Raw genomic sequence first — 22,925 nt, 5'->3', positions numbered from 1 at the left:
GAATTAACAAAGCTTTATTGTTAAATCTGACACGCACCTTGAATATCTGCTTGGCATATATGAACAAAACCTTCACATATTCCAGAGCTTAAAGTCTGTAAATAATGTTCTTCTAACCAAAGCGCAAAACTTTGCGCTTTTTCTTTATCGTCAGTCACACAAAACAGAGTGGGTCCTGAGCCTGAGATCCCTACGGCTAAACAACCTTGTGAAGACAAGTAATCACAGGCATTTTCAAAACCGGGTAAAAGATGTTTACGATAAGGTTGTGCAACAATATCTGTTACAACTGAGAATGCTTGCTGTTTATCATGACGATGGCAAGCATCAACAAAAGTCGCTAAATTTTGGCCAAAGGTAATAACGTCACTGCGTGAATAACGCTCTGGTAATACATCTCGAGCCGCCTTGGTGGATACTTCAATGCCTGGGTAAGCCATGACAAAATAGCAATCATCAAAAGAAGGTAACGTACGCGTGATAATATTACTGTCAGGAACCATTAATTGCATACCGCCAAAATAACAAGGTGCAACATTATCATAATGTAAGCTACCGCTGATTTTCGCTTCCATTTGCCCCATCATAAATAGCATTTTTTCTTTATCAAAACCAAATTGATGATTGGTTTGATAATAACAATTTAACGCTTCAAGCGCCGCAACCACAGAGCAAGCACTGGAACCTAACCCACTGCCAACCGGCATTTTTTTCTCAAGCGTTAAGGTTACCGTATCGATAGCTTGATTCATTTCAACTAATGCTTGGTTAAATAATTGCAAACAATGCCAAACAATATTGTCGGTTGGCTCACCGGGAAGTTTTTTGGCAAACTCTCCTTGAACAATTAAGCTATTTGACTCACTAGCGGCTACCGAAACTACATCACCTAAGAGGGTACCATCAATCGGTTTTACCGCTAGCCCTAATACATCAAAACCAACACTAACATTACCAATAGATGCTGGGGCAAATACAGATACTTTTTGTTTGCTTTCACTCATTAGTGTTGTTGCTCCCACGCAAGTGTTCTTAATAAGTCACCGAAAACCCCTGCTGCTGTTACGGCAGCGCCGGCACCATAACCTCGAAGTACAAACGGTAAAGGTTGATAATAGCGGCTATGAATAGCTAAGGCATTTTCGCCATCTTTAATGCCATATAGAGGGTGGTCTTGACCGACCGCGTCTATCGAAACTTGACATTTACCATCAATGATAGTGCCAATATACCGTAAAACTTTACCTTCTGCTTTAGCTGACGCGATTCTTTCTGAAAAAGGCCCATCTAATTGTGTTAGGTTTTCCATAAAAGTGGCAACATCTCCACTGTCATCAAATCCTTGAGATAAGACAGAGTCGACTTTAATATCCGATAACTCTAATTGCATCCCCGCTTCGCGAGCCATGATCAACAATTTACGCGCAACATCCATCCCACTGAGATCGTCACGAGGATCTGGCTCTGTAAAACCATTTTCTTTCGCAATCGCCGTAGCTTCTGAAAGCGTCATCCCTTCTTCTAACTTACCGAAAATATAAGAGAGTGAACCTGATAACACCCCTTCAAATTGCTGCAACTCATCACCGGCTTTGATTAAACTTTGCAAAGTATCAATAACAGGTAAACCTGCCCCAACCGTTGTTTCATATAAGAAGCGACGATTGGTTTTTTGTGCAGCCGTTCTTAACGCTTGGTAATATTGCCAAGAATCTGTATTGGCTTTTTTATTCGGAGTAACGACGTGAAAGCCTTCGTTTAAGAAATCAACATAACTCATTGCCAAGCTTTCATTAGATGTTGAGTCAACAATAACCGGATTAATTAAATGATTTTCGCGTACAAATTTTTTAATATTTTCAGCAGAAACAGGGACAGCTTGCTGCTCACAGTTTTTAGCCAATAATGGCTGCCAGTTATCTAAATCAATGCCGTCTTTATCAAAAACCATTCCTTTACTATTAGCGATACCGTAAACTTTTACTGAAATATTTTGTGCTCTTAATTTAGGTTGTTGACGTGCAATTTGGGCAATCAATTCACTACCAACTACGCCACAACCTACCAAGAAAACATCAATGGTTGGTTTATGTGAGAAGAAATTTTGATGACTGACTTTCATGGCATCAGTACATTTTCTTTTTTCAATAACAACCGAGATACTACGCTCAGATGAATCTTGTGCAATTGCAACGATATTGACTCTAGCTTGTGCCAGTGAGCTAAAGAATTTAGCTGCAACACCTTGTTGGTGATGCATGCCATCTCCTACCAATGACACAATAGACAAGTCATGCGTAAGTGAAATTGGCTCTAATAAACCATTTAACAATTCAAGTTCAAATTCTTGTTTTAAACTTTCTTCAGCTAAACGAGCATCCGCAGAATGAATACAGAAACTAATACAATATTCACTCGATGATTGGCTAATTAATACAATAGAAATGTTATCTCGGCTCATAGTAGCAAAAACACGGCTAGCCATACCAACCATACCTTTCATACCTGGACCAGAGACATTAACCATCGTTAAATCATCAAGATTTGAAATCGCTTTTACTTGTTTCTTTTGATCATTTTCATTAGCAATTAACGTCCCCGGTGCTTCAGGATTGCCAGTATTTTTAATTAAACAAGGAATATGATACTGCGCAATAGGACCAATCGTTTTAGGGTGTAAAACACTCGCACCAAAAAATGATAATTCCATTGCCTCTTGGTAAGATAAATAATCAAGTAAACTTGCTTCTTTTATTAAACGAGGATCAGCATTATAAACACCATCAACATCTGTCCAAATTTCACAACATTCTGCTTGCGTACATACAGCTAATACAGCGGCAGAATAATCCGAACCATTTCGTCCTAAAGTAGTCACTTGACCTTGGCTATCAACACCGATAAAACCAGGCATCAAAGCCACTCTATTTAACTTGTTGTATTCAACTTGAAATTTCTCTTTGCATAACACTAAATCAGCTAAGGCATTTAAAGAAACGTCGTTCGTTCTGAGAAATTTTTCTGGCGCTAAGATTGAGACATCTATATCGCTTGTCCGTAACACTGAATCTAATATCGCAACACTCATTCGTTCACCAATACTAATGATGATTGAGCGAATATGATCAGGACAATAAGACAACATTGTTGCCCCTTGTAAGTAACGGCTTAATTGATGTTCCCAATTTGCCAAGACCTGTTCAGCGTGCTGAACATCAAAATTGTTCAATGACGCAGCAAGGTCATCTATTATGGTTTCAATTGCATGTCTAAAATGTTGCAGATCATTTTGTAATTTAATTTCATCAGAAATGTTTTCTGCCATCGCCACTAAATGATTCGTAACCCCTTGCGGCGCAGAAACAACGACACCAACGGCTGATGACATACTTTGATTTTTGATGATATTGGCTACTTGAACAAACCGTTCAGCTGATGCCAACGATGATCCACCAAATTTTAACACACGCATTTTTACTTCCTCTAAAAACGAAAAAAGCCCGTAACCTATGGTCACGGGCTTTGATAAAATACTATATTTTACACGTTAGCCAATGACCGCCATTCCGGTGAAGGTGGTGGTAATAATAATAATGGTGTTACGTGTAAGATTTTTCATGCGGTTAAAATGCCTGAAATGTAATTTTCTGTCAATAGCTATTTGTGAATAAAATTAGATGATTTATGAATAAACGCAGATAAAATCGTATAAATATTTAATCTTCAAGAATAAGTTCTATTTCTTTAGCGGCACAAACTTTATTACGTCCGGTTTCTTTCGCTTCATACAGGGCAATATCTGCATTTGAAATTAAATCTTCATAGCGTTTATCATCAGGATTGATAGTTGCGACACCTACACTTGTAGAAATACGAATACGCTTATCTTGAAATTCAATGACAAGCTCTTCTATGGATCGACATATACGCTCGGCAACATCAACTGCGCCAGCTAAATCTGTCTCAGGTAAAATTGCGGCAAACTCTTCACCACCATAGCGGCCAAACTGATCACATAACCTAAGTAAACTACTTATTTTTTGTGCTGTTTTAATCAAGACTTGATCACCACACTGATGACCATAAGTATCATTAAGTAATTTAAAATGATCTAAATCGAACATAATTAAGGCTAAACCGTGATCATATCGACGAGCACGAGAAAATTCTTTGTCTAGGCACTCTTCCCAATGCTTACGATTAAAAACTTGTGTTAAACCATCAATTCTATTGGCTTTAGCAAGCTCTTCTAAGGTTTTATTTAGTCTCGTCTGATAATGGCAAACATCGGTAACATCTTCGATTAAGATGCAAATATGCGTAATTTCGTTATTGGTTTCTATCGGAAAAAAAGTACAGTTTTGCGCCATAAAATGGCTATCTGTCGTAATGGGTCTGGAATGCGATAATTCAAATAAATGATGGCGTTGTTCCCAAGAACAAAAACTTTGTGTCTTTAATTGAATGACGCTTGACAGTTTTCTTTCAAACCACCTTTTAGGCAGCTCAGGAAAAGCAGTAAAAACATTTTTGCCTACCATATCTTGTAAGTTAAGGTGAGCATGGATCGCGAAAAATCGGTTCCACTCTACAATGTTGTAGTTTAGATCAAGAATTAATACCCCAGTATTTAACTGTTCAGTAATGGTGGTACATAATGGATTATCTGACACTAGTAATCTTCCAATATACGGTCAATTACAGAGGTTATATTGATAATAGCCGATTCTGGTATCAATAAAATCATATCGCAATTAAATGAATAATCCGTGACTTGATAAGTGATCTTAACTTTTAATGCAACGTCCCAATTGAATGAATTATGTTGAATATGATCTGAAATAGACGTTTGGTTAGCGTTGGAATTCGCAGCATCACTAGAAAATAATAGTCGAGGTGCACTATATGACATTTGATTATCAATTTGACTAGCAAAGACATTTAAAAACGTTGTCGTTAATATCGAACTTAAATCAATAATTTGTTCTTCAACCGACAACTCATCTGGCTCGTAACCCAGTAAATCCGCTAAGCGATCAGAGTCTTTTGGCTGATACATTAATAAAGCTTCGCCGCGGATCCCTTCATAACCAAAAAAACCTTGGCTGACTACCGCTACAGACTGTGCTTCAGACTTTAAGGTATCTGATAAATGTTGGGAACTGACCTGTTCGATGCTTGGGACTTTAAGGTAAACAAAAGTATCTAAATAGCGAGCAAGCTGATCACTTGCCTGCCCCATAGCTACATTGATAATTTCTTGTAAACAATCTTGTTGATCGTCATTTAAATTAACGTTGTTCATATAATATCATGTTGTTTTAGATGAGAAGTAAGGACATCTAATTGAACGGGTTTACGCAAAAAAGCTTTCGCGCCAAGCTCTAAAACTTTGTTTTGCATCTCAGGTTGAATATCAGCTGAGATAACAAAAACATTTACATTTAGACCGGCCTCCTTGATACCTTGCAACACACCAACGCCATCAACAACAGGCATAGTAAGATCAAGAAAAAGCACATCTATAGCTTGGTTATTTAAGATTTCTAATGCTTCAACACCATTAGTGGCAAGTTGAACATTTTCAGACAGTGATTCAGGTAAAATTCTTAGTACCTGTTTACGAGCCATATTGGAGTCATCACAAATAAGGACTGACAAACTCATGAAATGGGAATTCCTATTATTATTATTTTCAATGGGGTGTAATTTACCTTAAAAAAGTCAGGCTGTTAACGGCTAAACGCACAATTTATGATTTTTTTTTAAGCAAATGGAACGCACTAACACATATAATAATTTAACGCCTTGATAAATATATAATTAATATTGCTATCTCAATTATTTCCAAGCTTTTATTTTCACCGTCCAGCCCCATTTATCTTGGCAAATTTGGCAACTCATATTTAAAAACCAAATAACACTTTTAAAATAGCTAAGGATAAAATAGCCGAAATTGCATAAATACACGCCATTTTCCAATTATATCGATTTACTTTCATCACAATTCCTCATGTTAATCTTCCAGTCAATTTGTTGACTGAAAGAGCTGTTTATTAATATTTGTATAAAATACAAGCGATTATCATGCCAAGATAAAACAACTGATTGATAACAAAAGAATTATTAAAAAGGTGAAGATAAAAATGACTACTTTAAAAAAATATGGATAGAAATACGCTACATTATCAATAAGTTAAATGAAACATTAGCTGTATTTTACTAGGTGATTTATTGTGTTGGCCATTGAAGATGATTTTGATGGACTTTAAGCCAATGCTTAGCTTCTTTAAAACGAGGAAAAAACGCTTCGACTAATGACCAAAATTGCCGACTATGATTTAAATGCTTTAAATGGCAAAGTTCGTGAACAACTACATAATTTATCACCCAATCAGGTACCATCATCAATAAGTAGTTAAAGTTTAATTGTCCGTAATTGTTGCAACTCCCCCAACGAGCTTTATATTGCCTGACTTTGATATTACTTGGGTATAAATTAAGTTGAGCGCTAAAATATTTAACTTTTTCTGCTATTACTGTCTCAGCACTTTGTTTAAACCAAGCTTCTACAAGCTGTTTAATAACCTTCTGTTGTCGCGTTTTATCGACATTTTTATACCGTTGAGCGAGCGTAATTTGAATACTGTCACCGTGATTTTCGATACAATTTTTGCTAGAAAAAGTAAGTGAAATGTTTTTTCTGAACCCCTCAAACCATAAAAATCCATTTTCACTCAAGACAATTCCTTGATGGTTCAATGCTTGTTCTTTGAGTAGATTATTTTGGGTTAAAAGCTTGGCCTCAAGCCAGGATGACTTTTGAAGAACAAACTGCTGAATATAACTTTCTTTAACATATTGTGGAGCCCTAACGATAACAAGGCCCTGTTTTACCTGTAAGGCAATACTTTTCCGCTTATGACTGCGGATTAACTGATACTCAATCATAAAAGCTATCAGTTAACGACTATGCTGCATCACTTTTACGCTCAGTTTCCTTAGCAGCACTATTATTGTCTTCCACTTTTTGGACTTGTTTTTTTGCGACTTTAGGTTTCTTAGCTTGCAAGGCAATAAGCACTTGTTCCCTATGTTGAGCAATATAAACACTGAGTTCTTCTCGCATATTTTCCGATAATTCTATCGTGGCACTTTCAAATAGTTCAGCAAGACTATCAGCCATATCTAACATCTTGTCATATTCATCTGCGGCTTTCTTATCCATAAATGTTTCTACCTCCACACCTTGTCTTATGACAACAAATCGACTTTCAACGGCCATTGTTTTCCCTTATTTAACGAAAAGCTACTCTGGTAAGTACATCATAAACGAAGCAATGCGCACTACAAGAGCTGTATATAAAAACAGTAGAATATCTTTTTTGGCAAAAAATGCAATATAAATTAACTAAAACATGAAAATTAACCTGTTAACCATCATGCGACGACTGACATATTCCTCATTTAATTTGTGTCATTTTAACGATGAATGTAAATATCCATGACACAACTCCATAAAAACAACTTGCAAACTAGACAGATTTCCCTTTTAAATCATAACAATAGAATCCTCTCCATTAAAATTACACCGTAGATTTTCCTTACATTCATCCAGATAAATCTTGCAACTTTTATTGAAAAAAACGCCACTATTAAGTTGTACATAGCAATTTTGCAAATGTCGTTTTACCACTTTAGATATTTTTAGGAGCGTTATCATGAATAAAATTAAATCAACCATTACAGCGGCCATTACATTGACATTATTAGCAGGCACGAGTTTTACTAGTTCAGCAATGGACAAATATATAGAAGATTCTTTAATTGAAGTTTGTAAAGCATCTACTACCAATAGCATGTTGAAATTTAACAAAACCATGAAATCTTATCGGTTAAATAACAAAGCAGTTGCCAATAAGGTAATGTGCAATGGTGACGATATTACTGATTTTGCTAGAAACCATGGTTCATATAAAGTAGCAGCAAAACTTGAGAAAAGCTTAAACGGGAATGTAAGTATTACGGATGTAGCAGCGCTGAGTAAAATCGACGTAAAATTTGTCGAATAGTCAGAGCAAGAAGCAAAAGTTCCCTATCCCTGATGATGTTTAAGCGACAACGGCAGAGCAATTTGAAGCGAACCTTCTTCAATTGCTTGCTGTTTGCTGAACATAGTCAATGATTAACTTTAACTTCCACGCTGTAATTAAGCACGCTTAACACACTGAATAACAGTAAGTTTTTATGTATGATTAGTTAGATTTCCCATTAACCAATGAGCCAGTGCCTTTGGCTTTTCTAATGGCAACATATGGCCGGCTTGTTCAAAAATAGTTAAGGTCATGTTTTTATCGAGTTGTTGGAAATCCGTCAACGATGATATCGAAACTAAAGGATCATTTTCACCGACACAAAAATATTTTTTCTGATTGAGTAACGCTAGTTGATGAAAAATATTCTCTCGTTTGGTTGTGGCCAATAATTGATGAACGAGTGCCTCTTGCCCCAATGATTTATCCATATTTTCAATCAAAGACACGATATCGTTGCGATGATGTGCACTTTTATCTAATAAAGCTAATATTCGTTTTCGCGCAATACCGGCATAGCCATTCCTTTTGATCCAAGCAACCGCTCGAGCACGCTCTTTCATTTCTCTTTCTGGCAAAGCACATGGCATATTGGCTATCACCAATAGTTTTTCAATCAATTGAGGATATTTTAATAGAAAAGCAGATGCCAAATATCCCCCTAATGAAAATCCTAATAGGACGACTTTTTCATCTGGCAGTTGCTGTTTTATATCATCAAGAATGTCATTGATTGTTGGCTTTTGAACAATAGTTAAAAAGTGAAAATCAAAATGAATGTCACTCAACACTTCCAAGGCTGAAATCATTGGCTGCCATAGGCGTGCATCACACATAGTACCAGGTAATAAATAGAGAGACTGTCGCATAGTCAAAAACCAAACTCATTAAAAATTAAGCCAACAAAAGTTGTCTATAAATAGGTAAAACTATTGTAAGTATTTATCAAACATTTGTACCTTAACCCATTCACCTTGATTCACTTTCCCTTGCTCAGCCGCAAGAACGATATAACAATTGGCTGCAGCCATACTGGTCAATATGCCAGAGCCTTGACTGCCCGTTGAAGTAACTTGTAAATCACCATTTTCATCCTGACTTAGAATACCCCGCTGAAAATCCATTCTCCCTGGTGATTTTTTTAAAACTTGGGTAGTTTTCGCTTTCAATGTTAACGGTTGTTCACGATTAACTTGCTGCATTTTTAATAACGCGGGAAGTGCTAACTGATGAGCAGTGACTAAGGCAGAAACGGGGTTACCTGGTAAACCAAAAAAATATGCCTTAGTAAGCGTGCCAAAAGCAAAAGGTTTTCCGGGTTTCATGGCGATTTTCCAAAATGCTATTTTACCCAAAGCTTCAAGGACCGTTTTGGTATAATCAGCGTCTCCAACAGAAACACCACCAGATGAAATCACCACATCAGCAACATCATCGGCTTTTTTAAAAGCGGTAAAAATACTTGTTTCTACGTCTCCAACAATACCAAAATCAATAATTTCTGCACCGAGTTTAGTCAATAATGATGTTAAGAACTGACTATTGCTTTCGTAAATATCACCATCATTAAGCGACTGTCCTGGTTTTTTTAATTCATCGCCGGTTGAAATTAACGCGACCTTAAGTTTTCTAAAAACCGTTACTTTATCAATACCTAAGGAAGCTAGCACGCCAATGTCGATAGCCGTTAACTCTCGTCCTGTAAGAAAAACAATTTGCTCTTTAGCAATATCTTCTCCCTTACTTCTCACATTATCCGCACGTTTTCTTGCCGATAAAAAAGTAATATTTTCACCATCAACCTGACAATTTTCTTGCATTTCAACGGTATCGCAATCAGCAGGTACTTTAGCGCCAGTCATGATACGTACACATTCACCCGCTTTACATTCACCTGTAAAAGGCGCACCAGCCATCGAGCGTCCAACCAATTTCAGGGTGTTATTTTCAGCTAAGCTTTGCGATGAAAATGTGTAACCATCCATTGCAGAATTATCATTTGGCGGGACATTTACTGGACTTTTAATATCTTGTGCTAAGACTCTTCCTAACGCATTTTTCAACGTAACTTGCTCTGTATCACTAATCGGTTTGACCACCGTTAACATATTTTCTAACGCCTGCTCAAAAGGGAGTAAGCCCGGAGCTGAACAACAATCAACCATTTGTATTTACCTTAAAATTATTGATATCAATATTATCTGATAATCCACAATGAACTTCGAGTCAATTGCGTCGTTTTTGTTTGATTCAAATCAACTAGGAACATCGTTAATTATCATATCATCTAGTCATAACTATGTTATATTATATTGATTATTCGCCGAGCTTCTATTGCTAACTTTGTTTTACTTTCGTGAAACAGATACGTGATTTTAGCCGTGATTATTTTTTAATCGCCAGGGTTAATGTGGAAACATATTAGCCTCCCGACATTTGGAAAGGTGGAATGTTAACTGACAATTTTGGTCGTAAGTTTTATTACTTACGCCTATCGATTACCGACGTCTGTAATTTTCGTTGTAACTATTGTTTACCCGATGGTTATCAATGTGATCACGACCGTGATTTTTTATCGTTTGCTGAAATACAAAGAGTGGCCAAAGCCTTTGGTCAATTAGGCACGGAAAAAATTCGTATCACTGGTGGTGAGCCTTCATTACGAAAAGATCTTCCCGACATTATTGCTGCCTGTAAACAAACCGAACACATCAAAAAAGTCGCATTAACGTCTAACGGCTATAAATTACCTGAACATATTAACCCTTGGTTAGATGCTGGCCTTGATGCGCTTAATATTAGTATTGATAGTTTAGATCCAAGACAATTCCATGCCATTACCGGCCATGACAAATTACCTAAAATTTTAAAGGGTATTGATATGGCATTGGCAAGTGGTAAAACATCCGTAAAAATTAATACGGTGTTAATGCGTGAATTTAATGGTTATGACATAAAAACCTATTTAGATTGGTTAAAAGATACCCCAGTTACCTTGCGTTTTATCGAATTAATGCAAACAGGTGATAATCAGGATTTTTTTAATAAGCAACATGTTCAAGCGTCTCGAATTAAACAGAACTTGCTTCTTGACGGATGGCTGCCATCTATTCGTGATAAATCGTCTGGCCCTGCTCAAGAATTTTATCACCCTGATTATCAAGGAAAAGTTGGTTTGATCATGCCATACAGCAAAGACTTTTGTAACACTTGTAATCGGTTAAGAATCAGTGCTTTAGGGAAACTTCATTTGTGTTTATTTACCGAAGCAGGCTTGTCATTAAAAGAGTATTTACAACAAGATGATGTGGAACCGTTAAAACAACAAATTGTTGCCATGATGAGTGATAAAAAAGCGACGCATTTTCTCCATGACAAAATCACGGGTGCGACAAAAAACTTGGCAATGCTGGGTGGCTAATCGATGAAAACAGCAGCAAATATAATACTGAATCAACATTGTTTAGGGGTAGTATTAACAGGTGGTTTATCCTCTAGAATGGGGAGTGATAAAGCATTACTTAACCGACAAAGTGATTATCGACAAAGTGATAACCGACAAAATGAGCATCCGCCTCAAGAAAATATGTTGTCGTATAGTAAACAACAATTAAAAAATGCAGGCGTGGATGAGATTATTGTTAGCGGAAAAAATCATGGTATTGCCGATCAATATGAGCAATTAGGTCCAATGGGCGGTATTTATACTGTGCTCAACAAGTACCAACCAAAAGCCATGTTAATTTTGCCGGTTGACTTGCCTTTAATAGACAGTCAATCATTACTGCAACTGAAACGTGCTGGGGAATTATCACAAAAGGCGACTTTTTTTCACAATTCTATGTTGCCATTATATTTGCCCGTAAATGCGTTTGTTAAACAGTTTTTTGAGCAAAGCTTTTTGCCCTTTAAACCACATTTATCCTCTGATAATTCAGCGGGCTTTCACCAAACTAAAGATAAACCTGCGGTTAAAGGGCCTTCGATTAAAGCATTATTAATGCAAACACCGCATAAAACATTAATCCCTAAAAATTCACAATGCTTGTTTAATGCCAATACCCCCGAGCAATGGCAACAAGCTAAGCAAAAGTTTAACAACACTATTGTGCAAAACAGGAAAGATCATGTCTAGTTCAGCGAATAATCACAACAGTAAAGCATTTATTCCCCTCAACATTGCCGTATTAACCGTGTCAGATACACGTGATGAATCAAATGATACGTCAGGGCAATTATTAGCAGAGCGTGTTACCTCATCAGGGCACAAATTAGCAGCAAAAACTATTGTTAAAGATGACGTTTATCAATTACGCGCCACTGTTTCTCAATGGATTGCCGATGAAAATATTCATGCAGTTATCAGCACTGGCGGTACAGGCTTTACGCTACGCGATAATACACCAGAGGCTTTATTGCCACTTTTTGATAAAAATGTAGAAGGGTTTGGTGAAATATTTCGTGCTATTTCCTTAGATGAAATTGGTACTTCGACGATTCAATCTCGTGCTTTTGGTGGCATAGCTAATCAAACCGTTATTTTATGTGTACCTGGTTCAACTAACGCATGTCGTACCGCTTGGGATAAATTAATCAAAGAACAATTAGACGCGAGTCATCGACCATGTAATTTTGTACCTCATTTAAATATTAATACTGAACAATGTGAGACAAGAAGCTAATGACAGCGCCAAATAAAGAAGTCGCCTTGAGCCACGTTAACTCAAAAGGCGAAGCTAATATGGTTGATGTCACTGAAAAAGCGATGACATCAAGAACCGCAACCGCCGTAGGTTTCATAAAAATGACGGCAGAAACCCTCGCGTTAATACAGCAAGGCGATAACAAAAAAGGCGATGTTTTTGCCGTTGCGCGTATTGCCGGCATCCAAGCCGCTAAAAAGTGCAGCGATTTAATTCCTTTATGTCATCCATTAATGTTGACAAAAGTGCATGTCGACTTTGAAATTAACAGTCAGAAAAACGAAATAAAAGTCACCAGCTTATGCCGGTTAACAGGGCAAACCGGCGTTGAAATGGAAGCCTTAACTGCCGTTTCTGTCGCTTGCTTAACATTGTTTGATATGTGTAAAGCAGCAGACCCTTCAATGGAAATATTTGGCATTAAAGTATTAACTAAAGAAGGTGGAAAGTCAGGAAACTGGCAGGCATAGTTTTTCGATTACGCGATAAAAGCCACTGCAAACCAATAAAAGAATACGTTAGAAAAATACCTGAAAATAAAACGAGAGTCCTATGATAAAAGTATTATTTTTTGCCGCGCTGCGTGAACAACTAGGCAGTGACCAAATTACAATACACGTAGAAAAACCAGCAACCGTTGCCGATGTGATTAACGCTCTACTTGCCTTGAACCCACAATGGCAGACAGCATTTTCTCAAAGCATGCTTTATGCGGTTAATCAAAACATGGTAAGCAAAGAACATCCTGTTAACTGCGGTGATGAAGTTGCATTTTTTCCACCAGTAACGGGGGGATAACATGGACGTTAAAAATGATTCATCAGTCAAAATTGCCATTCAAACCGCTGATTTTAACTTAACAGATGAAGTTGATTTGTTAGAGAAGCAAAATGATGAAGACGGTGCAGTTGTCACTTTTAGCGGTAGAGTAAGAAACAATAATCTCGGCAAAAAAGTCAGTGGTTTATTCCTAGAACATTATCCAGGCATGACTGAAAAGTCCTTACACAGCATCATTGAGCAAGCTCAACAAAAATGGCAAATAGGAAGAATTACCGTTATACATCGTATTGGCCAGCTAAAAGTAGGCGAACAAATTGTTTTTGTTGGCGTAACCAGTAAACACCGACAAGATGCTTTTTCCGCTTGCGAGTTTATTATGGATTATTTAAAAGTGAGCGCGCCATTTTGGAAAAAGGAATTAAGTGATGGAGTAGAAAGTTGGTTAGAAGCTAAGCAAAGTGATGAAGCTAAAGCAAAACTCTGGCAATCTTAAACTATGATGAAAGTTAATTTTTTCTCCGCTACATGGTTTTGTTTCGCATTGTTAACTTCGCAAGCGATACTTGCCAAAGGTTCATCAGCGCTGCTAGAAAAAAAACTTAATATTGCCGTTTCAGCGAATTTTGCCCCAACCTTAAAAAAGTTATTACCTAAATTTGAACAACAAAGCGGTATCAACACACAGTTATTTATTGGCTCTACGGGTAATTTATTTCAACAAATTCATCACGGCGCTCCTTTTGATATTTTTATTGCTGCCGATAAATTAAGACCTTCTAGGCTTGTCGCCGCTGGTCTCGCCCTTGAAAACAGTTTAAAAACTTATGCTTTTGGGACTATTTCATTTTGGTCATCCTCATGGCAAAGCGATAACAAAACGAAAAATAATTTGCCAACTTTTCAAAGCTTGTTACAGGAAATACAAGCAAACAGTTTACGAATGGCTATTGCCAACCCAGCAATTGCCCCTTACGGTGTTGCCGCCAAGCAAACTTTAGAAACTACAGAGCTTTGGCCAAAAATCAGTTCAAAACGATTAATTATGGGCAGTAATATTAATCAAACATTCCAACAAGTAAGAAGTGGCGCTGTTGCTCTCGGTATATTAGCCGATAGCCAACTGATCTTAAATAATTTATCTGGTATCAAAATACCAAATCAATATTATCAACCTATTGAACAACAACTCGTTATCTTATCTGGTAGTAAAAATATTTCGCCAAGCCAATCGCTTAGTGACTATTTATTATCAAGGGAAAGCCAACAAATCATTGCAAGTTTAGGTTATCAGCCGGTCATTCCATTCATCAGTTTAAAAGGACGAGATAATGATTGAGCTCTCTGACGACGGTTTAGCATTAGTCACGACGCTTAAAATGGCTGGACTAACTACGTTTTTTCTGATGATAATTGGCACACCATTAGCTTGGTTTTTAGCGAAAATGACCAGCCGGAGTAAAGTATTTATTGAAGCAATCGTTGCCCTGCCCTTAGTTTTACCGCCAACGGTATTGGGTTTTTACCTATTAATTGCTTTTTCACCTCAATATCTCCCGGGGCAAATATGGCAAGAGCTTACAGGGCAACAGTTAGCCTTTAGTTTTAGTGCTTTGGTGATAGGATCTATTTTTTACTCCTTACCTTTTGTGGTGCAACCACTACAAAAAGCCTTTGAACAATTAGGAAATGATTATCTAGAAGCCGGAGCCATGTTAAGAGCTGGTCCGTTAGACCGATTTTTCACTTTAGTTTTCCCTATGACAAGAGCGAGTTTTATTACCGCTGCCAGTTTAGGCTTTGCACATACCGTGGGCGAATTTGGCGTAGTTTTAATGATAGGCGGCAATATACCGGGTGAAACCCGAGTGCTGTCAATCGCTCTATTTGATCATGTTGAAGCGTTTAATTATTCGCAAGCACATACTTTGGCCATCAGTTTAGTGATCGCCTCATTAGTTTTATTATCTGCGATTTATTTGCTCAATCATCAACCGATAAAATCAAAGAAAGTGATACGTTAAAGCATGGATAATTTCTCTTGAAGAATCGTTTAACTCTTAACCTTGAATCAACTAAAGGTCCATTTTCATTAGTGATTCAGCAATGTTTGTCTTTTTCTGGCATTGTTGGAGTTTTTGGACACTCTGGCTCAGGAAAAACCAGCCTCCTACGGGCAATTGCCGGACTTGATAAACACGTTAAAGGCAAAATATCTTTTAACGACCGTATGTTACTTGATACTAAAAATAAGCAAAATATAAACGCAGAGAATCGTCATATATCCATGGTGTTTCAAGAGCCTAGATTGTTTCCTCATTTAACTGTTTCAGAGAATTTAGAGTTTGCGATTAAGCGTTGCCAACACAGTAAATTAACTAAACAAGAAATCATCGAATTAACCAATCTCAGCACTTTATTAAATAAAAAAGTAACTGAACTTTCCGGTGGCGAGCAGCAAAAAGTCGCCTTAGCGCGGGCGGTATTATCAGAGCCGGCATTACTGTTATTAGATGAGCCACTAAGTGCTTTAGATCGACAAAGCAAAAAAGAGTTATTAATTTTACTGAAAACGGTTAATAAAAAATTAAACTTACCTATGGTTTATGTCAGCCACAGTAGTGAAGAATTACAGCAACTTGCAGAACAATTAATAGTAATTGAGCGTGGAAAAATCATAAATTCAGGCGAGGTTCATCAAGTTTTACACCAATTAAATAGTACACAGTTAATTAAGCAACAAACCAGCTTATCTGTAAAAGTTGCAGAGATAAATAACCAATATGGTTTAGTAAAATTAGCATGTGATGACCAATTTATTTTTATGATGATTGATCACTTAACCGAGAAAGATAAACTAGCGTTAACACAACTGAATTCTTTACGTTGTTATATCTTTGCCAGTGATATCAGTATTGCCACTATAGAGCCAACGAGTAGTTCGATCGTCAATCAACTCTATGGCAAAATCACAAAGATATCTCAAGTTGAGTCACAAGTATTACTTACGTTAACCTGTCAGCAACAAACGTTTTTTGCCAGTATTTCAAGCTATTCTCTCGATAAGTTATCGTTAAGCATCAACCAAGCTGTCTATATTCAATTTAAGGCAAGTGCGGTGCGAACATTGACCATTTAGCTTGAATAACGTTTATTATTTTGATTAGTTTTATTTTATAACCAGCGAGAACCATGTGCTTACATCACAAGAACAACTAAGGTACAGCAGACAAACCATGCTTAAGCATATTGGCGAAAATGGCCAATTAAAATTGCGTAATGCGAGTGTGCTTATTGTTGGAATGGGTGGCTTAGGTAACCCCGTTGCTATGTATTTAAATGCCGCAGGCGTCGGCAAAATAATCATTGCCGATGGTGATAACGTTGATGTGACAAACCTACAGCGACAAGTGTTATTCGGCGAGTCAGATTTACACCAAAATAAAGCCGATTGCGCGGCAGAAAAACTCACTAAAAACAATAGCGATACACACATTGAAGTCATTGATGAAATGCTTGATGAAGAACTCGGCCAATTTTATATACCGCAAGTTGATGCAGTTATTGATTGTAGCGACAATATCGAGACGCGTTATTTAGTCAATAGATTATGTGTTGAACACAAAAAACCGTTTATTCTAGGTGCAGCAACAGGCTTTGATGGACAACAACTTGTCGTTGATGCTAGAAAAGAGAATGCGGCTTGCTATCAATGTTTCTTTCCGATTTCTGAAACAGCTCCCAAAAACAACTGTCAAACTGTAGGTATTATGGGACCAGTTTTAGCAATTATTGCCGGATTACAAGCATTACAAGCCATCAAGTTATTAGCTGGCATTGAAGTTAAACATAATCAATTAAACGTTTATGATGGCTTACACAATCAATGGCAACAATTCAACATTACAAAACAAGTAAATTGCCCCATATGCCAGAGCAATTAATTTTACTATTGCATAACCGAAATAATAACGTGTGATAAAATTAAAAAACATACGCATAAAAAAGCCCTCAATATTGAGGGCTCTACCCGTTTTCTAAGGTGATTAATTAGCGTAATTAGAAATTAATGCCTATTTAAATAATCCAGAATTTCGGTCAGTAACGGCTTCGCGCCATCCCCCTAACCATTCAGATTTTGCATCAGTATTTTGATAAGGACAATTTTCTTTATTTTTACCTGACAGGCCTGCTTGGTAACCATTTGAATGCGCTCTACCTAAACGATCTCTTTTCTGTCTTCTCATATACGAGTCTCCATAACCAGATGATAAGTATAGTTTTTCTTTAGTTTTCTTTATCAGTAAGAATTAACAACTGACACTTCATTTAAGAACATTTATTTTTTTAAAGCAAGTTGAAAATGATCATAAAAGTGTCAAAAATTTGAAATTTTAAGCTGCTAAGACTCGACTGTTTTTTGAACAAAAAAGAAGTGTTTGAAAAACAGATTGTTATTAAAATTGGATTAGATCTAAAGCTAATAAAAAGTATTTTTATATAAGAAAATCATTTAACGAAAGTTAAAATAATCACCATTAACTTTCTAACAAGGGTTCTAACATTTTTTCCAAACCATTTAATTTTACTTCATACATCAGTGCTAATTGTTCGCCTAATTTACCTTCAGGAAACCCTTTACTATGAAACCATACTAAATAAGGCTCGGGTAATTGCAGCAATTTTCGTCCGGCATATTTCCCAAAAGGCATCACTTGATTTACGGCGCGAATAAGCGCTTGTTGATCTGAAAGCATAATTTCCTAACTGTAAATAATATTAGTGTTTTTATTGTGCATTATTATTAATTAATACGCTAAATAGTAAAGGCTAACTCGCCAAAGTTTAACTTATTTTAACAAAGTGTCTGACATAAATTTGTCACAAGTTACCCATATAATTTCAGCATTATTTAGATATTTATGCATTCAAATAAGGACATTCAATGTCAATAGTTCGAAAAAGAAGTGCGGCAAATAAAGCCTATATTCCGTCAAACAATCGTGATAATCAGTATATCCTGGCAGAGTTTCAACTATCGGATGCTTTGTTAACGCAAATTTCTCCCGATTTTTCTGAAGACAGCAAACAACCTTACTTTCAGTTTTATCAATACTTATCACAATTACTGTTTACGTTAAGTAATGATTTTAACATAAAGAGCAGTGTGTTTGTTGCCAATGATAAACTCGTTAGAGTGCGCTATAGCCAAGAAATGCACCAATGGCAAACTAGCCAACAAATATTGTTTTACTATGATCCGCAAATACATGAATTACAAAATTCATTTTTTGATGCCAATGCCAGAGCGAATAAAATTACCTTGTTATTTTTAGCCTCTGGCAATGACATTAGGGTTAATGCGGCTGAATTTCACCAAAAAGTCACAAAACTTCTAAAATATTATTGCCAACAATTAGCATTAAAAGAAGGGGATCTTCGAGTCAGAGATCATCAACATATCACTTACGATATTTTTGCCAAGAACAAAGGCTGCACAAGCTCTGTTGCTCATAAACTTCGTAGTATTGATCAGCGCTACCAAAGCCAAGCTGTGACTTTACCGACAGAAAATTCAGCGATTACTTACGCGATAATCAACTTAACCATTAATAACCGTTTGTTAAATATGGTCGACATAGACCCAAGTTCGAAAGATCCGTACAACCCGTTATACACCTTTTTAACTGATACGTTTTCTATGGTAGCAAAAAGGTTTAATTTAAATAATGGTGCTTTAATAGCAAATGGTTTAGTACCAATCGTGCGTTATAGCCTTCATGAAATTGTATCTCGTGTCGGCGAACTACAAATGTTAGGTTATAACCCTGAACAAAGTCCTTGCGGTTTAGTAAGTAAATGGCAAGCAGATCAACTTGTTGATAATGTTCAATTTATTTTTGTTGCAACTAAGCTTGATGGTACAGACAATCGCTTCGGACGTTTTATTAATCAAATTGAACAAGCGATGCGATTATTGGCCGCTGAGCTTGAAATACCCGGCAACAAAGAAGAACTTATCATCCGATTTCATCAACATGTTGCGTACAACTTATAATCAACGCTTGCGGTGCAATATATCATTATTGCACCGAGCTTTTTCACAAACAGTCATAGCATTTAATCCGCTTAAATTAACATAGACCTTGCCGTGACAATTGATTATATTGCCCTTTCTTTTTAAAGATTGTTTCACTTTATCTATGAAGCAAGTTACTAAATAGGCTTTAGCAATGAACTTAGAAGAAATAACCTTAGGTGGTGGCTGTTTTTGGTGTATTGAAAATATTTTTTCAAGGGTCAAAGGCATTACAAAGGTAGTGAGTGGTTACGCCAATGGAGATATAGAAAACCCAAGCTATGAACAAGTCTGTTCAGGAACAACGAATCATGCAGAAGTAGTAAAGGTAGAATTTGATCCTGCGATAGTTTCATTCGAGACAATTTTAGAGGTATTTTTTGCCATTCATGATCCAACAACACTTAATCGTCAAGGCAATGATATTGGCAGCCAATACCGGTCAATTATTGTTGTAGAAAATGATGAGCAACAAGCTGCAGCATTAGAAAAAATCAAACAGTTAACCGACTCAAATGCATTTGAAGATGACATTGTGACAGTTGTCGAGCATAAAAAGAATTATTATGCCGCTGAAGATTACCATCAAGATTATTATAACAACAACACTGACAATCAATATTGTCAGTTAGTGGTTGCTAAAAAGATACAGAAGTTTTTAAACAACTTTTCACATCTATTGAAAGATGCATAAAGACTAAATTAAGAACAGAAAAATTGAGTACAGAAAAATTAAGAACTGACAAAAAAAAAGTGCTTAAGCAATAAATCATTCTTGCTTAAGCACAGTTCTTTTTAATACATTAAGGTGTATAACTTTCTTCGAAACTTGGTTGCTAACGGATCACCGTCTGGCAGTGCTTTTAAAATATCAAGTAGCAAGTCTTTACTTTTTTGATCGCTACTATCTTTTTGTACCAACCTAAACAAAAGCGTTAACGCTTCTTCATGACGATTCACTTGGCTATATTGCGCCGCTAAGTTTTGTTGTAATTCAACGTTATCAGGCGCTTTTGCTAATTCACTTTCTAACGCTTGAATTTCAGGTGAATTTGCCGCTTGGCTCGCTAATTCAAGCTTTGCCATGACCGCTTGATATTCACTGCCTTGATCAACCATTAATATCGTTGATAACAATGACTCTGCTTCACTAATTTTACCGGTTTGAATATATACATCCGCCAATAAAAGTTTGATATCAGCACGTTCATTATTAAGTTGATATGCTTGTGAAATAACAGTAAAGGCTTGATTGATATCATTCGCCTCTATTAACTTTTGAGCTTGAGCAAATAATAGATCTTCTTCTTTTGGTAAATGTTTATCTAAAAATGCTTTGATAGTGTCATCCGTTTGAGGCCCTGATAAACCATCAATGGGTTGACCATCTTTCACTAATACTGCGGTCGGTAAGCCTTGAATACCAAATTGTTGGGCAATTTGTTGCTCGGTTTGGCAATCAACCGTCGCTAATAAAATATGTGCTTCAAATGCGTTAAGTGAACTGGCAAGTTTATCTCTTAATTCAACACTTTCAGGCACTTGCTCTGCCCAAAAATCGACTAAAACTAATTTTTCTTTAGAATCTTCAACAATAATTTTTTGAAAATTCTCTACTGTCATCGCAACGTTCATATTCGACCTAATCTTTAATAGATTTCAATACACTTTATTTGGGGACGCTTCAATAATTAACAAGGTAAGATTAAGGGTTTTATTTTTCATAAAACCCTTCTATATTAAAGTATAACGAGCTCAGCGCTAAGGTAGTTTAAAGGATTAATCACTTTTTCTGCTTTGAAAGATAAAAATAAGAAGGTTTTATTTGTTTAAAAACATCCTTTGCCTACTAGTGGTCACTTTAATATTTTGGGGAAGCATTGCTTGGGCTCAAAAAGCAGAGTTAACTAAAATTAAATATTGTGTTGATCCTAAATGGGCACCTTATGAAGCTATCCACAATAAAAAGCATGAAGGAATTTCAAAAGAATATTTAGACATTATTAGTCAGAAGTCGCCGCTGACATTTCAGCTTGTCCCCACAACAGATTGGCATCAAACCTTAGAGTTTGTGAAAACAAACAAATGCCATTTCATTTCAATGCTTAATCAGTCACCAGAAAGGGATCACTTTTTAACGTTTTCTGATGTATATTTTCATGCTCCTAATGCTTTATATGCTCATTATGATCAACCGATGATCGGCAATTTATCGAGTATTACCACGCAATCAATTGCAGTTGTATTAGATTATCGCTTATATCATTACTTGAAAAAGAACTTCCCTCATATAAATGTTATCGCTGTAAATAATGAATTAGAAGGTTTGGAAAAAGTTGAAGCCAAAGAAATAGATTATTATGTCGGTTCTTATTATAGCGCGAATAAAATCATACAAGACGCTTCATTTTCCAAGTTAAGAATTGTTGGTATCGCGGAACTCGAAGATAAATTGCGAATTGGTGTCAATAAACATTCAGAATTTTTACTACCTCATTTAAATCAAGCGATTAGTAAAATTTCAGAGCAAGATCATCAAACCGTCTTTGATTATTTTAAAACCACGAACTTTGTTCATAAAACAGATTACACTTTAGTGCTTGGCTTAGCGTGTTTTTTCAGCGCAATTTTTATTATCCTTTATGTGGGATATTCACGCTCAGTGCGTTTTAGTCGAGCATTAGCTAGTAAAAATAAAAAATTAAAAGCATTACATGCGCAATTAGATGCTAAAAATAAGCAGCTTGCTGAGCTAGCCATAAGAGATCCACTTACGATGCTTTATAATCGATCTCATTTAGCTGAAATGATCAATCAACAAATTAAGTTAAAAGACCGATACAACAAACGCTCATGCTTGATCATGATTGATATCGATGACTTTAAACAAATCAATGATACCTTAGGGCATAAAGTCGGTGATGATATTCTTAAAAATCTATCGAATGTACTGATCAAATGTGCCCGTAACTCAGACATAGTAGCAAGATGGGGGGGAGAAGAATTTGTATTATTGTGTCCTGAAACCGATATAGATAAAGCTATACTTTTAGCAAAACGTTTTCAACAAGCGTTGCAAGAAATGAAAAGTGAAGCTTGCCCTAACGTCACTTGCAGTATCGGTATATCCGAACTACATACTAAAGACTCAGCGGATGAATGGTTTATCTCTGCTGATAACGCTATGTATCAAGCCAAAGCGCAAGGAAAAAATTCAATTTCGACATTGGGCAATACCAATAAAGTGAGTACTTAATTCCTTAATGCTGA

General features: G+C 36.4%; 26 protein-coding genes and 1 riboswitch. Of the genes, 14 read left to right on the top strand and 12 right to left on the bottom strand.

Features of this window, described 5'->3' with window-relative positions; genetic code table 11:
- Positions 1 to 20 precede the first annotated feature (20 nt).
- The 7 genes from thrB to RM573_RS07610 form a co-directional block, all read right to left on the bottom strand.
- Positions 21 to 1,004, bottom strand: coding sequence for a homoserine kinase (gene thrB / locus RM573_RS07640; protein ID WP_311579664.1), 984 nt, complete (start codon positions 1,002 to 1,004; stop codon positions 21 to 23).
- Complete coding sequence (gene thrA, locus RM573_RS07635) at positions 1,004 to 3,472, bottom strand: bifunctional aspartate kinase/homoserine dehydrogenase I (RefSeq protein ID WP_311579662.1); 2,469 nt, start codon at positions 3,470 to 3,472, stop codon at positions 1,004 to 1,006. Before thrA ends, thrB begins: the two co-directional genes overlap by 1 nt.
- A 244-nt stretch (positions 3,473 to 3,716) precedes the next feature.
- On the bottom strand, positions 3,717 to 4,673 hold the full coding sequence (locus tag RM573_RS07630; RefSeq protein WP_311579659.1) for a GGDEF domain-containing protein: 957 nt from the start codon (positions 4,671 to 4,673) through the stop codon (positions 3,717 to 3,719).
- Positions 4,673 to 5,305, bottom strand: coding sequence for a chemotaxis protein (locus RM573_RS07625; protein WP_311579656.1), 633 nt, complete (start codon positions 5,303 to 5,305; stop codon positions 4,673 to 4,675). The genes RM573_RS07630 and RM573_RS07625 overlap by 1 nt, the downstream gene beginning before the upstream one ends.
- Positions 5,302 to 5,667: a response regulator gene (locus RM573_RS07620; protein WP_311579653.1), complete on the bottom strand. Its 366-nt coding sequence runs from the start codon at positions 5,665 to 5,667 to the stop codon at positions 5,302 to 5,304. The genes RM573_RS07625 and RM573_RS07620 overlap by 4 nt, the downstream gene beginning before the upstream one ends.
- Before the next feature lie 564 nt (positions 5,668 to 6,231).
- Positions 6,232 to 6,951: a M48 family metallopeptidase gene (locus RM573_RS07615; RefSeq protein ID WP_311579650.1), complete on the bottom strand. Its 720-nt coding sequence runs from the start codon at positions 6,949 to 6,951 to the stop codon at positions 6,232 to 6,234.
- A 19-nt stretch (positions 6,952 to 6,970) separates the two neighbouring features.
- Complete coding sequence (locus RM573_RS07610) at positions 6,971 to 7,285, bottom strand: YebG family protein (RefSeq protein ID WP_311579647.1); 315 nt, start codon at positions 7,283 to 7,285, stop codon at positions 6,971 to 6,973.
- Between the two features lie 436 nt (positions 7,286 to 7,721).
- Between RM573_RS07610 and RM573_RS07605 the strand changes: the two genes are divergently transcribed.
- Positions 7,722 to 8,072 carry a DUF3718 domain-containing protein gene (locus RM573_RS07605; RefSeq protein WP_311579645.1) on the top strand — a complete coding sequence of 117 codons (351 nt, stop codon included), beginning with the start codon at positions 7,722 to 7,724 and terminating at the stop codon, positions 8,070 to 8,072.
- A 173-nt stretch (positions 8,073 to 8,245) separates the two neighbouring features.
- On the opposite strand, the gene RM573_RS07600 is transcribed toward RM573_RS07605, so the two are convergent.
- Both RM573_RS07600 and moeA read right to left on the bottom strand, forming a co-directional pair.
- A complete protein-coding gene (locus tag RM573_RS07600; protein ID WP_311579641.1) occupies positions 8,246 to 8,962 on the bottom strand; it encodes an alpha/beta fold hydrolase in 717 nt (238 codons plus the stop codon).
- A 60-nt stretch (positions 8,963 to 9,022) separates the two neighbouring features.
- Positions 9,023 to 10,258, bottom strand: a complete 1,236-nt coding sequence (gene moeA / locus RM573_RS07595) for a molybdopterin molybdotransferase MoeA (RefSeq protein WP_311579639.1) — start codon at positions 10,256 to 10,258, stop codon at positions 9,023 to 9,025.
- Positions 10,259 to 10,402: 144 nt separating this feature from the next.
- A riboswitch (molybdenum cofactor riboswitch) is annotated at positions 10,403 to 10,556 on the top strand.
- Between moeA and moaA the strand changes: the two genes are divergently transcribed.
- The 10 genes from moaA to RM573_RS07545 all read left to right on the top strand — a co-directional run bounded on the left by moaA (position 10,543) and on the right by RM573_RS07545 (position 17,520).
- Positions 10,543 to 11,514: a GTP 3',8-cyclase MoaA gene (gene moaA, locus RM573_RS07590; protein ID WP_311579636.1), complete on the top strand. Its 972-nt coding sequence runs from the start codon at positions 10,543 to 10,545 to the stop codon at positions 11,512 to 11,514. It overlaps the preceding riboswitch by 14 nt.
- Before the next feature lie 3 nt (positions 11,515 to 11,517).
- The gene (mobA, locus tag RM573_RS07585) at positions 11,518 to 12,228 is read left to right on the top strand and encodes a molybdenum cofactor guanylyltransferase (RefSeq protein ID WP_311579633.1); all 711 of its coding nucleotides are present in this window, start codon (positions 11,518 to 11,520) and stop codon (positions 12,226 to 12,228) included.
- Positions 12,221 to 12,775, top strand: coding sequence for a molybdenum cofactor biosynthesis protein B (gene moaB / locus RM573_RS07580; RefSeq protein WP_311579631.1), 555 nt, complete (start codon positions 12,221 to 12,223; stop codon positions 12,773 to 12,775). Before mobA ends, moaB begins: the two co-directional genes overlap by 8 nt.
- Positions 12,775 to 13,266, top strand: a complete 492-nt coding sequence (gene moaC / locus RM573_RS07575) for a cyclic pyranopterin monophosphate synthase MoaC (protein ID WP_311579629.1) — start codon at positions 12,775 to 12,777, stop codon at positions 13,264 to 13,266. Before moaB ends, moaC begins: the two co-directional genes overlap by 1 nt.
- A gap of 82 nt (positions 13,267 to 13,348) precedes the next feature.
- The gene (gene moaD / locus RM573_RS07570; protein WP_311579626.1) at positions 13,349 to 13,594 is read left to right on the top strand and encodes a molybdopterin converting factor subunit 1; all 246 of its coding nucleotides are present in this window, start codon (positions 13,349 to 13,351) and stop codon (positions 13,592 to 13,594) included.
- 1 nt (position 13,595) lies between these two features.
- The gene (gene moaE / locus RM573_RS07565) at positions 13,596 to 14,072 is read left to right on the top strand and encodes a molybdopterin synthase catalytic subunit MoaE (RefSeq protein WP_311579624.1); all 477 of its coding nucleotides are present in this window, start codon (positions 13,596 to 13,598) and stop codon (positions 14,070 to 14,072) included.
- 3 nt (positions 14,073 to 14,075) lie between these two features.
- Positions 14,076 to 14,915 carry a molybdate ABC transporter substrate-binding protein gene (modA, locus tag RM573_RS07560; RefSeq protein ID WP_311579622.1) on the top strand — a complete coding sequence of 280 codons (840 nt, stop codon included), beginning with the start codon at positions 14,076 to 14,078 and terminating at the stop codon, positions 14,913 to 14,915.
- A complete protein-coding gene (modB, locus tag RM573_RS07555; protein WP_311579619.1) occupies positions 14,908 to 15,600 on the top strand; it encodes a molybdate ABC transporter permease subunit in 693 nt (230 codons plus the stop codon). Before modA ends, modB begins: the two co-directional genes overlap by 8 nt.
- A 17-nt stretch (positions 15,601 to 15,617) precedes the next feature.
- The gene (gene modC, locus RM573_RS07550; RefSeq protein WP_311579617.1) at positions 15,618 to 16,715 is read left to right on the top strand and encodes a molybdenum ABC transporter ATP-binding protein; all 1,098 of its coding nucleotides are present in this window, start codon (positions 15,618 to 15,620) and stop codon (positions 16,713 to 16,715) included.
- A 55-nt stretch (positions 16,716 to 16,770) separates the two neighbouring features.
- Entirely contained in the window at positions 16,771 to 17,520 is a 750-nt protein-coding gene (locus RM573_RS07545) for a HesA/MoeB/ThiF family protein (protein ID WP_311579614.1), read from the top strand.
- Between the two features lie 129 nt (positions 17,521 to 17,649).
- Here RM573_RS07545 and rmf read toward each other — a convergent pair whose 3' ends face one another.
- Both rmf and RM573_RS07535 read right to left on the bottom strand, forming a co-directional pair.
- On the bottom strand, positions 17,650 to 17,823 hold the full coding sequence (rmf, locus tag RM573_RS07540) for a ribosome modulation factor (protein ID WP_311579611.1): 174 nt from the start codon (positions 17,821 to 17,823) through the stop codon (positions 17,650 to 17,652).
- Between the two features lie 291 nt (positions 17,824 to 18,114).
- The gene (locus RM573_RS07535) at positions 18,115 to 18,333 is read right to left on the bottom strand and encodes a DUF3820 family protein (protein WP_311579608.1); all 219 of its coding nucleotides are present in this window, start codon (positions 18,331 to 18,333) and stop codon (positions 18,115 to 18,117) included.
- Between the two features lie 188 nt (positions 18,334 to 18,521).
- On the opposite strand from RM573_RS07535, the gene RM573_RS07530 reads away from it, so the two are divergent.
- Both RM573_RS07530 and msrA read left to right on the top strand, forming a co-directional pair.
- The gene (locus RM573_RS07530; protein WP_311579605.1) at positions 18,522 to 19,634 is read left to right on the top strand and encodes a DUF3083 family protein; all 1,113 of its coding nucleotides are present in this window, start codon (positions 18,522 to 18,524) and stop codon (positions 19,632 to 19,634) included.
- Positions 19,635 to 19,809: 175 nt separating this feature from the next.
- Positions 19,810 to 20,349, top strand: coding sequence for a peptide-methionine (S)-S-oxide reductase MsrA (gene msrA, locus RM573_RS07525; RefSeq protein ID WP_311579602.1), 540 nt, complete (start codon positions 19,810 to 19,812; stop codon positions 20,347 to 20,349).
- Between the two features lie 101 nt (positions 20,350 to 20,450).
- On the opposite strand, the gene RM573_RS07520 is transcribed toward msrA, so the two are convergent.
- A complete protein-coding gene (locus RM573_RS07520) occupies positions 20,451 to 21,290 on the bottom strand; it encodes a tetratricopeptide repeat protein (protein ID WP_311579600.1) in 840 nt (279 codons plus the stop codon).
- A gap of 190 nt (positions 21,291 to 21,480) precedes the next feature.
- Here RM573_RS07520 and RM573_RS07515 point away from each other — a divergent pair, with 190 nt between their 5' ends.
- Positions 21,481 to 22,911, top strand: coding sequence for a diguanylate cyclase (locus RM573_RS07515; protein ID WP_311579598.1), 1,431 nt, complete (start codon positions 21,481 to 21,483; stop codon positions 22,909 to 22,911).
- Positions 22,912 to 22,925 lie beyond the last annotated feature (14 nt).

The organism is Thalassotalea castellviae, from assembly GCF_031846185.1.
In the GTDB taxonomy this organism is placed as follows: Bacteria; Pseudomonadota; Gammaproteobacteria; order Enterobacterales; family Alteromonadaceae; genus Thalassotalea_H; species Thalassotalea_H castellviae.
This window is presented reverse-complemented; position numbering and strand designations above follow the sequence as displayed.

What these genes read in the sequence shown, in the direction of transcription:
- RM573_RS07600 (WP_311579641.1), bottom strand. Translation starts at nt 8,962, where the DNA reads ATGCGACAGTCTCTCTATTTATTACCTGGTACTATGTGTGATGCACGC.
- RM573_RS07610 (WP_311579647.1), bottom strand. Translation starts at nt 7,285, where the DNA reads ATGGCCGTTGAAAGTCGATTTGTTGTCATAAGACAAGGTGTGGAGGTA.
- RM573_RS07615 (WP_311579650.1), bottom strand. Translation starts at nt 6,951, where the DNA reads ATGATTGAGTATCAGTTAATCCGCAGTCATAAGCGGAAAAGTATTGCC.
- thrA (WP_311579662.1), bottom strand. Translation starts at nt 3,472, where the DNA reads ATGCGTGTGTTAAAATTTGGTGGATCATCGTTGGCATCAGCTGAACGG.
- RM573_RS07605 (WP_311579645.1), top strand. Translation starts at nt 7,722, where the DNA reads ATGAATAAAATTAAATCAACCATTACAGCGGCCATTACATTGACATTA.
- moaB (WP_311579631.1), top strand. Translation starts at nt 12,221, where the DNA reads ATGTCTAGTTCAGCGAATAATCACAACAGTAAAGCATTTATTCCCCTC.
- moaE (WP_311579624.1), top strand. Translation starts at nt 13,596, where the DNA reads ATGGACGTTAAAAATGATTCATCAGTCAAAATTGCCATTCAAACCGCT.
- moaC (WP_311579629.1), top strand. Translation starts at nt 12,775, where the DNA reads ATGACAGCGCCAAATAAAGAAGTCGCCTTGAGCCACGTTAACTCAAAA.
- RM573_RS07530 (WP_311579605.1), top strand. Translation starts at nt 18,522, where the DNA reads ATGTCAATAGTTCGAAAAAGAAGTGCGGCAAATAAAGCCTATATTCCG.
- mobA (WP_311579633.1), top strand. Translation starts at nt 11,518, where the DNA reads ATGAAAACAGCAGCAAATATAATACTGAATCAACATTGTTTAGGGGTA.
- rmf (WP_311579611.1), bottom strand. Translation starts at nt 17,823, where the DNA reads ATGAGAAGACAGAAAAGAGATCGTTTAGGTAGAGCGCATTCAAATGGT.
- RM573_RS07620 (WP_311579653.1), bottom strand. Translation starts at nt 5,667, where the DNA reads ATGAGTTTGTCAGTCCTTATTTGTGATGACTCCAATATGGCTCGTAAA.
- moeA (WP_311579639.1), bottom strand. Translation starts at nt 10,258, where the DNA reads ATGGTTGATTGTTGTTCAGCTCCGGGCTTACTCCCTTTTGAGCAGGCG.
- RM573_RS07520 (WP_311579600.1), bottom strand. Translation starts at nt 21,290, where the DNA reads ATGAACGTTGCGATGACAGTAGAGAATTTTCAAAAAATTATTGTTGAA.
- moaD (WP_311579626.1), top strand. Translation starts at nt 13,349, where the DNA reads ATGATAAAAGTATTATTTTTTGCCGCGCTGCGTGAACAACTAGGCAGT.
- RM573_RS07625 (WP_311579656.1), bottom strand. Translation starts at nt 5,305, where the DNA reads ATGAACAACGTTAATTTAAATGACGATCAACAAGATTGTTTACAAGAA.
- moaA (WP_311579636.1), top strand. Translation starts at nt 10,543, where the DNA reads ATGTTAACTGACAATTTTGGTCGTAAGTTTTATTACTTACGCCTATCG.
- msrA (WP_311579602.1), top strand. Translation starts at nt 19,810, where the DNA reads ATGAACTTAGAAGAAATAACCTTAGGTGGTGGCTGTTTTTGGTGTATT.
- thrB (WP_311579664.1), bottom strand. Translation starts at nt 1,004, where the DNA reads ATGAGTGAAAGCAAACAAAAAGTATCTGTATTTGCCCCAGCATCTATT.
- RM573_RS07535 (WP_311579608.1), bottom strand. Translation starts at nt 18,333, where the DNA reads ATGCTTTCAGATCAACAAGCGCTTATTCGCGCCGTAAATCAAGTGATG.
- modA (WP_311579622.1), top strand. Translation starts at nt 14,076, where the DNA reads ATGATGAAAGTTAATTTTTTCTCCGCTACATGGTTTTGTTTCGCATTG.
- modB (WP_311579619.1), top strand. Translation starts at nt 14,908, where the DNA reads ATGATTGAGCTCTCTGACGACGGTTTAGCATTAGTCACGACGCTTAAA.